At 55.5% G+C, this 16,131-nt stretch carries 8 protein-coding genes; 6 read left to right on the top strand and 2 right to left on the bottom strand.

Annotation, left to right across the window (positions count from 1 at the left end):
- Positions 1-59 precede the first annotated feature (59 nt).
- Positions 60-3,368: a hypothetical protein gene (locus J1G33_RS15005; protein WP_223018325.1), complete on the bottom strand. Its 3,309-nt coding sequence runs from the start codon at positions 3,366-3,368 to the stop codon at positions 60-62.
- Positions 3,369-3,651: 283 nt separating this feature from the next.
- On the opposite strand from J1G33_RS15005, the gene J1G33_RS15000 reads away from it, so the two are divergent.
- The 6 genes from J1G33_RS15000 (at position 3,652) to J1G33_RS14975 (ending at position 14,420) form a co-directional block, all read left to right on the top strand.
- The gene (locus J1G33_RS15000; protein WP_223018324.1) at positions 3,652-7,149 is read left to right on the top strand and encodes a response regulator; all 3,498 of its coding nucleotides are present in this window, start codon (positions 3,652-3,654) and stop codon (positions 7,147-7,149) included.
- A gap of 15 nt (positions 7,150-7,164) precedes the next feature.
- Positions 7,165-7,980 (top strand): protein-glutamate O-methyltransferase CheR, encoded by an 816-nt coding sequence (locus tag J1G33_RS14995; RefSeq protein ID WP_005788281.1) that lies wholly within the window; start codon positions 7,165-7,167, stop codon positions 7,978-7,980.
- The gene (locus J1G33_RS14990; protein WP_005788283.1) at positions 7,977-8,576 is read left to right on the top strand and encodes a chemotaxis protein CheB; all 600 of its coding nucleotides are present in this window, start codon (positions 7,977-7,979) and stop codon (positions 8,574-8,576) included. Before J1G33_RS14995 ends, J1G33_RS14990 begins: the two co-directional genes overlap by 4 nt.
- The gene (locus J1G33_RS14985; protein ID WP_078821356.1) at positions 8,570-9,763 is read left to right on the top strand and encodes a hybrid sensor histidine kinase/response regulator; all 1,194 of its coding nucleotides are present in this window, start codon (positions 8,570-8,572) and stop codon (positions 9,761-9,763) included. Before J1G33_RS14990 ends, J1G33_RS14985 begins: the two co-directional genes overlap by 7 nt.
- A 78-nt stretch (positions 9,764-9,841) precedes the next feature.
- Positions 9,842-10,219, top strand: coding sequence for a response regulator (locus tag J1G33_RS14980; protein WP_005788286.1), 378 nt, complete (start codon positions 9,842-9,844; stop codon positions 10,217-10,219).
- Positions 10,220-10,580: 361 nt separating this feature from the next.
- Complete coding sequence (locus tag J1G33_RS14975) at positions 10,581-14,420, top strand: hypothetical protein (protein WP_223018323.1); 3,840 nt, start codon at positions 10,581-10,583, stop codon at positions 14,418-14,420.
- Between the two features lie 55 nt (positions 14,421-14,475).
- Here J1G33_RS14975 and J1G33_RS14970 read toward each other — a convergent pair whose 3' ends face one another.
- Positions 14,476-16,071, bottom strand: coding sequence for an ATP-binding protein (locus tag J1G33_RS14970; protein ID WP_228309906.1), 1,596 nt, complete (start codon positions 16,069-16,071; stop codon positions 14,476-14,478).
- Positions 16,072-16,131 lie beyond the last annotated feature (60 nt).

Genomic DNA, 16,131 nt, shown 5'->3' with positions numbered 1-16,131 from the left:
AAAAACCATTCTTTCTCGTTGTTTTTGTTCAGGGTGACGCCTGCGAGCAGCCCATGATCTTAGGTACTGATCGCCAAGAGTGTCGGAGGAGTTGCCTTGCTGAGATTGTCGATAATGTCGGTGTACGGCAATTGGCTGAAAGGTTGCGTACCGTGATACTGACTACTCAGAAACTGATGCATTTGGTTCAGTTGCTTACGAAAAGCCTTTACGTTGGGGTCGTCAGCATTCCCAACTGCTTTCATGAAGTTACTGATGAACTGGTCCCTGCGACCGTGCAGAATCGCCAGCGCCATGGTATTCACGATAGCTGCGCACTCCCCATTAGAAGCCAGGTCCGTTTGGCTGAGGTAGAGGTTTTGCGGCATTGCGTAGGCTTTACCCCCTTGGGCAACTATCTCATTTTGAAAAGCTTTGTAATGTTCAAGGCTAGTGTGCGCCATGCGTTTCTGTATTTCCTTGGCCAATGTGCCTACCGCCTCAGGATCATTGGTCTTCGTGACTGCCAGATCCCTAACCTCCGATTGCTTCATCGTTGGGTGGTAGCCTGGGACATCTTCGACCCGGCCCGAGTTAAAGCCTCGCATGTAGGCAACGCTATCATTTCTCTGGGCGCTCTCTAATGTGTCTCTGAATATCTCGCGACTGGTGGATGGATTGGGCGCGGCGTACCTGGCTATCCAGTCAATAAAGTTACTGTTTATCTGACCATTGGCGGCAACGGTCGCAGGTGTGAAATCAACCAGTGCAGCTCCGTAAGGCTTCTGCGTGATAGGGTCGTAGGCGTACCACTTGCCCTCTCGAAACACAGCGCCGCCTTCGACCGTCTGCTCTGTAACCTTGTAGGTGCCGGTTGCGACGATGCCCTCCTGTTTACTGGCGGCTTTAAGCAGGTCATAACTACCGGTTGCGCCTTTGAGCATGTTCACGCATTCGAGCCCCTTGGTCGCAATTTTATGTAGCACGGTCCCAACCCCGGTTATCCCGCCGACCAGACCGCCGAGTACGTTGAGTGAATCAATTGCCATTGCACCGAAGAGCTTTGCTGTCTTCACGGCCCTGGCGCCAGCACTCAAGGTCCGCACGCCCTTGAGCGCGGCATTGCCGGCTTGCGCAGCTTTGCCCACGCCAAAAGTGAGGAATCCGAGGATATCGAAGGCCAGGTCAGATACCGCCTCGCCGTAGTTGCCTTGCCGAATGTTGTTAACGGCAGGCCGAAATGGGATCAAATTGAGCAGGAACTCACCCACCTGACTATCGCCCATCCGATCATGCTCGAAGGAAGTAACGCTCTTGGCGTAATTGAGCAACTCCTTGCGGTCGAGGTCCATTTTTTCCAGGTAGAAACTGGCAATCGCATTGGTTCGGCTGGAGTCGAAGCTATTGGGAATCGCATCACTGCCAGGTTTTTCTGCAGAGTCAGGGGCGGGCGAGTTAGTGAAAGGGTGATAAGGCCTTGATATCGCGTGGAGTTGTTCCCCGGCCTTATTGGTTTTTTCTAGGGGGAGCAGGCCAGGAAAATTTGAGATCAGCTCGTTTTTTTTCTCGATACTGCCGGTGCTGGTGTTGATGTGGTAAAGGGTTTCCACACCTTCTCGGGTGGTTTTCACATACAAGGTACGGTCACGTTTGACCAACTCTAATCTGCCGTTCTTTGTTTTGCGGTATTCATCGTTGTAGAAGTATTCAAGTTTGCCGAATTCAAAGTTTTTGCGATCTTCCAATGGCAGCTCGCCAATCAGATGTTTGACCATCCCATGGTGGCCTTTCTTTTGTGCCGTTATAGCCTTTTCATATTGGTCCATGAAGTTTGCGGTGATGTCACACTCTTCGGTGCGTGCAAAGCGATTGAATGCAGTGATCGGAAGCCGTTTGTCGTTGGTGATCCATGCGTATTTCTCCCCTAGACGCTCCCCCTCCAGCAGAATATCGAGCATGGAGCGCATTCTCGGGTCACCGCTGGGAGCGCGGCCATCACCGGTGTAACGCTTGGCCAATACTCGGGCTTCGAAAACCGCCGGATCTACGTCGGGAAACTCAGCTTTCAGGCAGTCAAGCGCCATCTCCGTGCGATTGGGGATAGGCACCTGTATGGAGGACGAGATATCCGTCAACGTTTTCAGATGGTTGTTGTAAGCCACCCTGACCTGTTCGATTTGTGAAGGTGTAGGTTCGCTGTTATGGCGATCCAGCAGGTTTCGTGCCCCACCCCAAAGTATCAGGGCATCGCGCTGGGCCGTTTGAACGGCGTAGGTATTGGCCGGTAAGGATTCTGCTGCTATCAGCACTTCGGCATAGGTCATGCCGGGAACCCGACCAGGTGTGTGGGCTTCGATTTTTGCGGCGGCGATGGTCAGTTGGGCCCACAGGGCACTGCCGACTTTCACGCTGGAAGGGATGTCCTTGATCAGGTACTCAGGCGCACGGCCGGCCAACAGCAGGTAGGCCCCCACCTTGGCCATTTCCGGGGACGTTTTGCCTTTATCGATCAGCCAATTGGACAGGTTATCGATGATAGTGGACGCAGGCTTACCCCAGTGCTGGTTGCTGGCCAGATCGAAACCGGCGATTTTATTGCGATGAGGAGCGGTGATCGACTCCGGGTCCAACTGCAATGTGATGCCCGCCAAGAGGTAGTCGGTCACGCTGCTGTCGCTGGCAAGGCCTTGCATTCGCTCCTGCAGGTCTTTGCCCATCAACTGTGCCTGCGGGGTACGGATCAGTGCCAGCAGTATTTTAGCCGGATCATCCTGAGGCCCTGTGGTAATGGGTTGCTGGTAGCGCAGGAACTCCAATACACCGCCTTTGGTTTGCATCAATAACGGCTTATCACCCAGCGCATGTTCTTGATTCAGGGTGATGTTACGCAAGCGTTGTTGTTCATCTTTGCTCAAGGGCACCGGCCAGGACAGCGCGCCGCTCAGGTTGCCCAGCGGGTTTTCCAGCGAGCGGCTGGTCACCGTGGACGCGAGGCCCGTGAGTTGGACATGGCTACTGGGCAACGGCAACCCCAGGAACTTCTTGATGAAGGTCTCCAGGGTCACACTGCCACCCGCTTCTTCAGCGTAGGAAGATCCAGGGTGAATATCCAGCGGGGTGCTGCCCAGCGCGGCGAGGACGGCTGAGGGCTGCGCCTCTTCACCCAGTTTCGCCGCAATCTGCTGGAGCTTTTGGCCCAGTGACTTCAAATTTTCTTTGTCTGCCAACTGGGCGACCAAACCGGTTTTCCGGGAAGGTATCAGGCTGGTGCGCGCAGGGGGGGACGATAGGGTCGATTGAGTTTGAGGGGTGTCGGGGGCTTGTGTTTCTTCAGGGAATGGAATGGCGCTTGACACAGAGGACAAAGCACGTCGCTCGATATTCAACATGATAGATAAACCTTAAATGTGGATAGGAAATGCGCCCTCCTAATGGAGCCTCCTTGTCCCGAGACGCCCTCCTGAGTGGAGGGGTGGATGGGGCAGGTTCCGATACTTCCTACTCCGCTGTGTGAGAAATAACGTCAATAACCGAATGTAAAACAGGCAAAGCCATGGCGTATTTTTTGCTCGCGGGTGATGCTTCTTGTGTATTTCGGCCTTAGAAAAATAGCGTTCAAGCGCAACTTTGGGGCAAACTCCCGGTTTTTCCGCACTTGGCCAAGGCATGCCCATGACTCCCACGTCGTCCGTCGATGAAAAGAGCTTTCGTACTCTGTTGAGCCGTAACGTGGCCCTACCCTTGGGCGTGGGGGTGCTCAGTGCGGTATTTTTCGTCTGCCTGATTACCTATCTGCTTTCGGTGATCCAGTGGGTGGAGCACACCGATCGGGTCATCAATAACCTCAATGAGACGTCCAAGCTGACAGTTGACCTGGAGACCGGCATGCGCGGTTTTCTGATCTCCGGTGACGAGCATTTTCTCGACCCTTATGAAGTGGCCAAGCCACGAATCATTGCCGACCTGCGTAATTTGCAAGACCTGGTGGCAGACAACCCCCAGCAGGTCGACCGCCTCAAACGCCTGGAAGCCTTGCAGAACGAGTGGAACACCTACGCCCAGTCGATGATTGATATGCAGCGCCAGAACGGTGACTACCGTGGCGCCGTCAAGGCTGGCCGTGGCAAACGCCTGACGGACGAGATTCGCCGGGAGTACGAAGACGCGGTGGCGATGGAGCAGCAGTTCCGCATCACCCGGAACCAAGAGGTCACCCGCACGACGGTGCTCAGCGTCACCCTGTACCTGGTGTTCGTACTGGGACTGAGTGGGTTTCTTGCTTATATCGGTAGAAAGAATTTAGTTTCACTTTCAGACAGTTACAGTAAGAACCTCGCGTCACAACAGAAGATTGCGCGACGCCTCGAACAGCAAGCCTGGCTACGCAATGGCCAGACCGAACTGGCTGAACAGGTGCTTGGCCAGCTGACCCTGAACATGCTCGGGCGCAACATCCTGCAGTTCTTCGCTCAGTACATGGGCTCGGCCGTTGCCGCTTTGTATGTGCGCGATGAGCACGGCGGCCTCAAGCGCGTGGCCACTTATGGGTTCTCCCGCGAGCAAGAGCAGCAGGAGCAGTCGATCTATAGCGACGAAGGCATCGTCGGGCAGGCCGCCCAGCTGGATCGCCTGATTCGCCTGGACGATGTGCCGGTGGATTACTTCAAGGTCAGCTCCGGCCTGGGCGAAGGCGCTACCCGCAGCGTGCTGGTGATGCCGACCAGCGATGAAGACCGCGTCAACGGTGTGGTTGAACTGGGCTTCCTGCGTGCGCTGGATGAGCGCGATGTCGAACTGCTGGAACTGATCGCCGGCAATATCGGCACCTCTATCGAAGCCGCCCGCTATCGCCAGCGCTTGCAGGAAGTACTGGCCGAAACCCAACAGCTCAACGAAGAGCTGCAAGTGCAGCAGGAAGAACTCAAGACCGCCAACGAAGAGCTGGAAGAACAGTCGCGTATCCTCAAGGAATCCCAGGCCCACCTGGAAACCCAGCAGGCCGAGCTTGAGCAGACCAACGAGCAACTGGCCGCGCAGACCCAGACCCTGGCCGAGCAGCGCGACGCCATGGATCGCAAGAATATCCAGCTCAACCAGGCCCAACTGGAGCTCGAAGACCGCGCCGATGAGTTGCAACGCTCCAGCAAATACAAGTCCGAGTTCCTCGCCAACATGTCCCACGAGCTGCGCACCCCACTGAACAGCTCGTTGATCCTGGCCAAGTTGTTGGCAGAAAACCCCCAGGAAAACCTCAGCGCCGAGCAGGTCAAGTTTGCCGAGTCGATCTATTCGGCCGGCAATGACTTGCTCAACCTGATCAACGACATTCTGGATATTTCCAAGGTTGAAGCCGGCAAGCTGGAAGTGCGCCCGGAGAACTCCAGTGTGGTACGCCTTGTCGACGGCTTGCGGGGCATGTTCGAGCCGCTGGCGGCAGATCGCAAGCTGGGCTTTGAGGTGGACGTGCAGGAGGGTGCACCGACTTTGCTGTTTACCGACCGGCAGCGTCTGGAGCAGATCCTCAAGAACTTGTTGTCCAACGCCATCAAGTTCACCGAACAGGGTGAGGTCAGCCTGACGGTCTCCAGGGCGCCAGGGGAGGGCATTGCCTTTACCGTGCGCGACTCTGGCATCGGTATCGCCCTGGACCAGCAGGAAAGCATCTTCGAAGCCTTCCGCCAGGCTGATGGCACCACTAATCGCCGTTATGGCGGCACCGGCCTGGGCCTGTCCATTTCCCGCGACCTGGCGGCGTTGCTCGGCGGCTACATCAGCGTGACCAGCGAAACAGGCAAAGGCAGCATTTTCACGCTGGTATTGCCGGAGCAGTACGTGGAGCGTGAGGAAGACGCAGCACCTATCGAGCAACCGCGCCAAGCCGTGGTCGCGCCAAACCCTGCACCGGTGAAGATTTCTGCGCTGCCAGTCACTGATACCCAGCAGATCCCACGTTTTGCCGATGACCGTGAAAAGGCCCCTTTCAGCACCCGCTGCATCCTGGTGGTGGAAGACGAACCCAACTTCGCGCGCATCCTGTTCGACCTGGCCCATGAGCTGGGCTACCACTGCCTGGTCGCCCACGGCGCCGACGAAGGCTACAGCCTTGCCGAGGAATACATCCCGGACGCGATCCTGCTGGACATGCGCCTGCCAGACCATTCCGGGCTGACCGTGCTGCAGCGTCTCAAAGAGCACGCCAACACCCGCCACATCCCCGTGCACGTGATTTCCGTGGAAGACCGCGTCGAAGCTGCCATGCACATGGGCGCCATCGGCTATGCGGTCAAACCCACCACTCGTGAAGAGCTCAAGGACGTGTTCGCCCGCCTGGAAGCCAAGCTGACCCAGAAGGTCAAGCGCGTGCTCCTAGTAGAGGACGATGATCTGCAACGTGACAGCATTGCCCGCCTGATCGGCGACGATGACATCGAGATCACCGCCGTAGGCTTTGCCCAGGAAGCCCTCGACCTGCTGCGCAACAACATCTACGACTGCATGATCATCGACCTCAAGTTGCCGGATATGCTCGGCAATGAGCTGCTCAAACGCATGGCCACCGAAGACATCTGCTCGTTCCCGCCGGTAATCGTCTATACCGGGCGCAACCTGACCCGCGATGAAGAAGCTGAGCTGCGCAAGTATTCCCGCTCGATCATTATCAAGGGTGCACGCTCACCTGAACGCCTGCTGGATGAAGTCACACTCTTTCTGCACAAAGTCGAATCCCAGCTGTCCCATGACCGCCAGAAGATGCTCAAGACTGCCCGCAGCCGCGACAAGGTCTTCGAGGGGCGCAAGATCCTGCTGGTGGACGACGATGTACGCAATATCTTCGCCCTGACCAGCGCCCTGGAGCACAAGGGCGCCGTAGTGGTTATCGGACGTAACGGACGCGAAGCTATCGACAAGCTCAACGAAGTCGAGGATGTCGACCTGGTATTGATGGACGTCATGATGCCCGAGATGGACGGTTACGAGGCCACGGCCTTGATCCGCCAGGACCCGCGCTGGAAAAAACTGCCGATCATTGCGGTGACGGCCAAGGCCATGAAAGACGATCAGGAACGCTGCCTGGCGGCCGGGTCCAACGACTATCTGGCCAAGCCGATTGACCTGGACCGTCTGTTTTCGCTGATTCGCGTATGGCTACCGAAGATGGAACGTATTTAAGTGGAGCAGTGTTTTTTGGACAAAAGCAGCGACATTGAGCTGCGCCTGTTGATTGAGGCGATTTACCTCAAGTACAGCTACGACTTTCGTGACTACTCCGGTGCGTCGGTCAAACGGCGCGTGGCCCACGCCTTGCGCCAGTTCGACTGCGCGACTATTTCGGCGCTGCAGGAGCGAGTGCTGCACGACCCGGCAGCGTTCATGCAGTTGCTGCAATTCTTGACGATCCCGGTGAGCGAAATGTTTCGCGACCCGTCGCACTTCCTCGCCATCCGCCAGGAAGTGGTACCGCTGCTCAAGACCTACCCGTCGATCAAGATCTGGATCGCCGGCTGCAGCACGGGCGAGGAGGTATACTCCATGGCCATCCTGTTGCGCGAAGAGGGGTTGCTGGAGCGCACGATCATCTACGCCACGGACATCAATCCGGCATCGCTGGAGAAAGCCAAGCAGGGCATCTTCTCCCTTGAGAACGTTCGCGCCTACACAGCCAATTATCAGCAGGCAGGTGGGCAGCGTTCATTTGCCGACTATTACACCGCAGCCTACGATTATGCGATCTTCGACAAGACGCTGCGCGAGAACGTGACCTTCGCCGACCACAGCTTGGCGACCGACAGCGTATTCTCAGAAACACAATTAATTTCATGTCGTAACGTATTGATTTACTTCAATAAAAAGTTGCAGGATCGCGCATTCGGATTGTTTCATGAGTCGCTGTGTCATCGTGGCTTTCTCGTCTTGGGCAGCAAGGAAACCCTGGATTTTTCTGCCTACAGCAAGCAATTCGAACCCTTGGTCAAACAGGAACGGATCTACCGAAAATCATGAGCGAGGCGCATGACCCCCCGATGCGTGGGATTGAAGCTATCGTTGTCGGCGCTTCCGCCGGCGGCGTTGAGGCCTTGCTGAGCATTTTTGGTGAACTGCCTGTGACCTTCAGCCTGCCGATCATCGCCGTGCTGCACCTGCCGGATGAGCGTCGCAGCCAGTTGGCAGAAGTCTTTGCGCGGCGCCTGAGCATTCCGGTCAAGGAAGCCCGGGACAAAGAGGCGGTCGAGGCGGGCACCTTGTACTTTGCCGGGCCTGGTTATCACTTGTCGGTGGAACATGACCGCAGCCTGTCCCTGAGCCAGGAAGACCGTGTGCACCACTCACGGCCGGCCATCGACTACCTGTTTGCCTCGGCTGCCGATGTGTATGGGCCGCGCCTGCTGGCGATCCTGTTGACCGGCGCCAACCAGGACGGTGCGCAGGGGCTGGCCCACGTCAAGCAATCTGGCGGCACCACCATCGTGCAGGACCCCAAACAGGCACGGATCGCCGTGATGCCCCTGGCGGCCCTGGCCTTGCATACACCTGACCATATTCTTTCCTTGAGCCAGATCGGCTCATTGCTGGCTTCCCTGGAACCCTTCCCATGTTAAGTACTGTCCAGGCCAAACTGCTGATCGTCGACGATCTGCCGGAAAACCTGCTGGCCCTTGAAGCGCTGATCAAGCGCGAGGATCGCCAGGTCTTCAAGGCATTGAGTGCCGACGAGGCGTTGTCCTTGTTGCTGGAACACGAATTCGCCATGGCGATTCTCGACGTGCAGATGCCCGGGATGAACGGTTTCGAACTGGCCGAACTGATGCGCGGCACCGAAAAGACCAAGAACATTCCCATTGTGTTCGTCAGCGCCGCCGGCCGCGAACTCAACTATGCCTTCAAGGGCTATGAAAGCGGGGCGGTAGATTTCCTGCACAAGCCGCTGGACATCCACGCGGTCAAGAGCAAGGTCAATGTGTTCGTCGACCTGTATCGCCAGAGCAAGGCGATGAAGCTGCAAGTCGAGGAACTAGAGCGCAGCCGCCGCGAGCAGGAGCTGTTGCTTACGCGCCTGCAAGCTACACAGGCCGAGCTGGAGCAGGCGGTGCGTATGCGAGACGACTTCATGTCGATTGTCGCCCACGAAGTGCGTACGCCTCTGAACGGGCTGATTCTGGAGACCCAGCTGCGCAAGATGCACCTGGCCCGTGACAACGCCGCCGCGTTTACCCTGGACAAGATGCATGCGATGGTCGACCGCGATGAGCGGCAGATCAAAAGCCTGATCCGCCTGATCGAAGACATGCTCGATGTGTCGCGCATCCGCACCGGCAAGCTGTCCATACGCCCGGCGCGTTTTGATCTGGCGCAACTGGTGCGCAACCTCGTACATAACTTCGAACCACAGGTCGCCGCTGCCGAGTCGTCGATGCAGTTGGTGGCCGACGAGGCTGTGGAAGGCAACTGGGATGAGTTTCGTATCGAGCAGGTGATTACCAACCTGCTGACCAATGCCCTGCGCTACGGGGCCAAAAGCCCGGTGGATGTGCGGGTGTATACCGAGCATGGCGAGGCGCGCGTGGAAGTACGGGACCGTGGCATTGGTATCAGTGAAGCCAACCAGAAGCGCATTTTTCAGCAGTTCGAACGGGTTTCTGCCAACCATGCCGCCGCTGGCCTGGGCCTGGGGTTGTTTATTTCCGAGCAGATTGTTGCCGCCCATGGCGGCACCATTGAGGTCGAGAGCCAGATAGGCGAGGGCGCCCTGTTTCGGGTGTGCCTGCCCCTTGAGGCGGCTGCGTGAAATCAATCGTCAGCTCAACGCAACCTCTGCGTGACCCCATGGTCGTAACTGCAGCAATTGACCGGACAAAGGCTTCCCATGAGTGAAGATGCGCAAGATGTCGTACTGATCGTCGAGGATGACGAATCCATTATGTTTGTGCTGGGTGAATACCTGGCAGGTTTGGGCTACCGGGTCTTGAAGGCAATCGATGGGGAGCAGGCCTTTGAAATCCTAGCGACCAAGCCGCACCTGGACCTGATGGTCACCGATTATCGCCTGCCTGGCGGGATTTCCGGGGTGCAGATTGCCGAGCCGGCGCTCAAGCTGCGACCGGAATTGAAAGTGATTTTTATCAGCGGCTACCCGCAGGAAATCCTCGACTGCAACAGCCCGATCACGCGCAATGCACCTATCCTCGCCAAGCCGTTTGATTTGGATACGTTGCAAGAGCATATCCAGCGTTTGCTTGCATAAGTACACGTCCTCCACCGCGAGGGAAAATCCTCGCGGATGAGTCCAACATCAGCCGATGGAGTAATAACTTCAGGTTGGGCAACTCTGCTCACCCGGTGAAAGGCTGACTCAAGCAAAAAGGTAGTGGCAACATTCATATCGATCTTGGTTTTTTAAGCGAGGAAAGTGGTAACAATGTCGGATGACATAACGAAAGTATATTTCAGCCTGTCATGACGGCCTTTTGCCAAGGCGGCGTCGAAATATCGTTGCTTTATATATCCTGATCGGAACCTTCTGACAGATTCAGCCCATTAATCTCGTCGGTGATGAGCCACATTCATCACTGACTTTATTAATTTGTCTTTCAGAAGGTTGACCCATGACCCTATCCAATATTTCCTCAAGCAACCGCCTGTCTGATCCGGTAATGAACTCGCACCCGCTTTCTATCGAGGCGCCCATACAACAAGCCCAAGCCACCGGGGCAACTGACGATAGGCGGCTGTTGGAGCTTTATGCGAGTGCCATACGCCAAGCAACGCAGACAAACACGGGCGATGAAACAATTGACAATATTCCTAATGACTCGCGGTTTGGCGCATGGTGGCAGCAACTGTACAACGCTACCCATAGCCCGGTTTTCCTGGAATGGGCGAAATCGAAGAATATCGATACCTCACAAGCCATCACCATCAACCCTCACAGTGACGTGCTGACCGTTACGATCAATGGCGAACGTACTGAATTGCGCGGTTCGGAACAAGGCCCCGGCTGGCGGGAGGCTACGGGCCCGATCATGGTGGCCGCGAAAGCGTTGGGGTCTTCCACCGTCGACGCGCCAACCCGCCCAGAACTGGCGCCGTTGATTCTGGTTGCTCGATTTTATGGTGAGGTACTGCTGCCTTACAGAAAAGAAGAAGTGCTCGCCCGAGCCACGCAGCTTGAACATAATCAGGAATTCGATGTGTTGGGAGCTGAGACTTATGTCGATCTTGGCGCTCAATCGCCCGAGATACTGGAACAGCAAAAGCGCGAGCTAGGCGATAGCGCCAACAAATTCGCGTTGCTTGAAAAACTGAAGAAATTCAACCACGTCCATCCTCAGTTCCTTGCCGGGTATCTGGCCGATACACGGGTCTCGGCCCACCCAGACTCATCCTACCGACAAGACACTCAACAGCCCGACGCCAGTCTGCAAGACCTGCTTCATGCAAACGGCTGGTACGTGCCAAATAATGTGGACGAACTGAAAAATCTGATCCATGTTCTGGGCTCCCCTGCATTGCCTCAAACAACCGACGGAAACTTTGCCGGCGCATTGGCATGGCCCACGCCAATGTCCGCCGAGGACCAGTCTGAACTGGTGCGCATAGTCATTGACAACCAGCCGCCATTGCCTGGCTTGAGCAGTGACGCTCGGCTTGGCAGCGCTGATGTGTTGGGGGCATTGGTAAAGCAGGTCCCCCGTGCCGTACTCGATCAAGGGGATCCAGTCGCCACCGTAGAGTGGATCCTCAACAGCGGTGTGGGCCAAAAATTAGGCACGGAGCTGAAAAAGCGAATGGGGGCGGTGGCGCAACACTCCACACCACGGGAAGTATTGTTGACGGTATTGGCTGTGACACTGGACTCACAAAGTCTGGTTGAGGCAAAACCCGATCACATTGCCGGGTTTAATCTCACCGCGCCCGAGTTCAATCACCAGCCCTTGTCCGTCATCAAACAAGGGCTGATCGATCATCTGGTGCAGACCAACAAAACCACACCAGAGGCCGCGCCAGTTGCAGCAATGCTTCTACTGAGTCGTGCCGCACCAGAGCTATGTGTCAAAGACATTCCCGAAGACGTGACCTATCTCTCAGCTAACTGGCTCAAGCTCAAGGCAGCGGTAGGCCGGCTCGAAGCAACCAGCCCGGGTGCCGCGACACGCATGAGCTTTAGCGAAATTGTTAATTTCGACGCTATTGAGCCTATTACAGACCATGAGCAAGAGATTCAAACGCTGACGGCCTTGCCTGGGCTCCGCGAATGGGGCAAAGCTCATGGCAAGCTCTCGCTAACAAAGGAGCATACAGCTCAACAGCTGGAAGAAACCCAGAAGGCATTCAGTCAGGAGCAACAGCAGATATTGAGCGCCGCTGACGTATTGACGTCCTCACCCCCGACGCAGCGTTCTATAGCACTGGCCGAGCTCAAGGCGCACTTCGGTGAGGACATGCCGTTTGAAGAAAAGAGTATCCGTAGCCACGTCACTCGGACGGATGGCTACAGGTTAACTCCATCGCTTACATTAGATCCTGAAGGCAGTTATTCATTGCTGGACCTTTTTCTGGCGAAGAAGGCAGGGTTGACGGTGGGTTGGTACTCCACCAACCCCAAGATTACTGAAACAGTCATCAACAAACTTTTAACGTTGCCGGATCCGATAACAAAACACAGCGAGGTGTTCGATCAGTACGCGGAGGATTTGTCGCAGGCCTGGAGTACAGTGACCAAAAAGCTTATTTCCAACTTACCTCTGGAAGACCGCAAAAACATCGAATGGGGCGATTTGGAGTTTTATGAAAAAGGTCAGACAACGCGTACGGAAACAATCGCAGGCCGTGCGGGAGCTCTACACTATTCCAACGGTTTTTCACGGCCTAAAGAAGACAGGTCACTGATTATTAAAACCGTTCGTAACGGTGTCGAGACTTACTATGAGTTTGATCCTCAACGCAAGGCGATACGAAAACGAGACGATTGGAAGGACACCTTCCATGAGGGGCCTCAAGGTCCAGAGACTGAAATCCAGTACGGCGGTCTTGGCAAACAATTCACCGTTGATACCATTCAAAAACATCCGGCCTCTGATGACGCCGCCACTAGGCGGGGAGCCCCAGAGAATGAAGATTTCCTACCTGATTCATTTTCCAGTGACCGAAGTAATTTTTTGGGCATGCTGCTCTCTAAAAACATTATAGGATCCTACGGCATGGAGGAGGTGAAGGCCTCCACTCGCGAAGTAACAACGTTTGATCAAGAAAAAGAAAAACAGACGTTTTTTCGTAACCTGATCCTGGGTTTAATCCCCGGAGGGTCTGCCGTGTGGAATTTGGCACACGGCAATTACAAAGATGCAGCTGCGGATATCATTTTTGATATCGTGTTATACGCCGCCACCGCAGGGCTAGGAAAGCCGGTTAGTGGAGCATCTCGTGCGGGGTCAAGCCACTTCGGAAAGTTCCTGACCGCTGGCAAATCGACAGCTGGCGTGGGTAACTTGCTTAGGTCGACAACAAACGATGGGGGGAAACTGGTATCCACAGGCCGTCAGTGGTTCGGCAGGTTGACAGGAGCCTCCGACAGTGTCGACTTACTTAAGCTCTCCAATAGACACGATATTGCAATAGGTACTTATAAACCGCTCAACGGCGAGCCAATATCGAACGTCGCTGCGAAGTTCGATGAGGCGACTGGCAGATGGTCACCTTATGATGTAACCAAAAACAAAGTCTATGGCAAACCCCTGGAAAACTTCACCCCTGAAACCGCCAGGTATTTTGAGGACAGCTTGGGCGTTGCAGATGATGTTGCAGATGGCGTCGGTGAAGTGGTACGCCGCAGAAAAAAAACCAATCACCTGGAAAAAAGCCTGGCCAATGATCGCGCAATACATTTAGGGCGCGAAATCAAGGACTTCAAGGTGCTCGGCGATGGTATTTTTTGCTATGTGGATAAATATAAAGGCGTGGAGAGGCTTAATATCTGTGCCCATGGCGTCAATCCGAACTTTAAACAACTTCTCACTGATGAGCCAATGAGTATGTTTTTTAATGGTAAGAAGAACACGCCCGCTGATCTGCTGGAGCATCTTCGCGCTTCGGGTATTAGCCCTGAAAAGTTCAACAATGTACGCTTGTTGATGTGTCACTCAGCCAATGGTTCTGCCAATTCTTTTGGGAGTCAGTTTGGGAAATTAATAAAGCGTGATGTCAAGGCGTTTCAAGGGCCTGTTCGTGCGTATGTCGTGCCTGAACATGTTGATGCTTTAAAGGCAGATATAAACCTGACAAGTCCCGGAGCTTCAGCCGCTGATATTAACCAGAGGATCTACAATCAGCTTCAGCTGAATTTATCTCTTGGCACAAGTAAAACCAGCTCTAAAGGAATTAGCGGCTCTCGGTCTGGAAAGGAAATACCCTTTTATTATCGCCCAGTAAAGTTTAAGGCAAGCTAAAACATGATCAGCCCCTTCGTCACAGCGAAAGGGCTGTCAGTTCTGATAAAGGCCCTTACTCCCGAATCATCTCCCGTACTGTGGCCGTTAATAAATCAAACGTAAACGGCTTGGTGATCAACTGCATCCCTGGGTCCAGGAAACCACCGCGCACCGCTGCGTGTTCGGCATAGCCTGTAATGAACAACACCTTGAGTTCAGGTCGAATTTGCCGGCCGATTTCCGCCAATTGCCGACCATTCATACCGGGTAACCCGACATCGCTGATCATCAGGTCAATGCGTTGTTCGGACTCAATGATTGGCACCGCCGTATTCGCGTCCTCAGCCTCGATAAACCCATAACCCAGTTCCTTGAGCACGGCGCTGACCAGCACCCGTACTGCGGGGTCATCCTCGACGATCAACACCGTTTCCCCTGCATTGGCAAACGGTAGCAAAGTCGGATTGAGCGGTTCCTGGGCTTGGGGCTCGCCGATAAAACGCGGTAGGAACAAGCTGACCGTGGTGCCTTTGTTGACTTCGCTGTGGATGGTCACATGCCCACGAGACTGGCGAGCGAAGCCATAGATCATTGACAGCCCCAGCCCGGTGCCCTGGCCGATGGGTTTGGTGGTGAAAAACGGATCGAACACACGGCCCATCAAGTGTTGCGGTATGCCGCAACCGTTGTCGCTGACACTCAGCTCTACGTAATCGCCCGGTGTCAGGGAGCCGTAGGCGGCGGTGAAGACACTGTCGAGGTGGCGATTCGTGGTTTCCACCCTGAGCGTGCCCCCCGTGGGCATCGCGTCGCGTGCATTGATTACCAGGTTGAGCAGGGCGCTTTCGAGTTGGTTCGGGTCGGCTTCGGCTGTCCACAACACCTCGCTCAAGCGCATGTCCAAGCTGATACTTTCGTTGATGCTGCGTTGCAGCAACTCGCCCATGGAAATGACCAACTGATTGATCTGCACGGGTTTGGAATCCAGCGATTGTCGACGGGAGAACGCCAACAGTCGGTGGGTAAGGCTGGCCGCACGGTTGGCGGAGGTCACGCCCAGGTCGATCAGGCTGTCCAGGTCATCCAGCTTGCCGCGGGACACGCGCCTGCGCAGCAATTCCAGGCTGCCGATAATTCCGGTGAGCATATTGTTGAAGTCATGGGCGATACCGCCGGTCAACTGGCCGACGGCTTCCATTTTCTGCGATTGGCGCAACGCTTCTTCGTTGTTGCGCAGTTGCGCAGTGCGTTCTTCCACTTGCTGTTCGAGGGTTTCCAGGGTGCGCTGCAAACGCAGTTCGCTCTGGCTCAAGTCGATCAGCCGGTCGCGCGCTTCGTATTGGCGTCGACGACCGCGCAGTGCAGTACTGACCAGACTGATAAGCGTCACAGGATGGAATGGGCGCTCAAGGAACGTGACGTTGCCCAGTAGCCCGCTCAAGTGTGAAGAGCCATTTTGTTCACTGCCGCCGTGATGGGTCATCAACACAATGGGCAGGTCCGACCAGGCCGGCTGTCGGTGCAGGAACTCCAGCAAAGGTTCCAGGTTCACGCCACGCAAGGCTTCAGCCGCAATGATGAGCAGGCCGGCACCCTCGTTCAGCGCTGCGCACAAATCCTCAAGACTGCCGGCAACCACACCTTGGTAACCGGCTTCATTGAGCATCATCAGCGCGAGTGAGCTGTCTCGCCCCAGGGGTGCAAGGATGATGGCTCGTTCGAAGGCAGA

It is taken from the genome of Pseudomonas sp. P867, from assembly GCF_019891455.1.
Classification (GTDB): Bacteria; Pseudomonadota; Gammaproteobacteria; order Pseudomonadales; family Pseudomonadaceae; genus Aquipseudomonas; species Aquipseudomonas synxantha_A.
The sequence above is the reverse complement of the archived record's forward strand: the minus strand, read 5'-3'. Positions and strand labels throughout refer to the sequence as shown.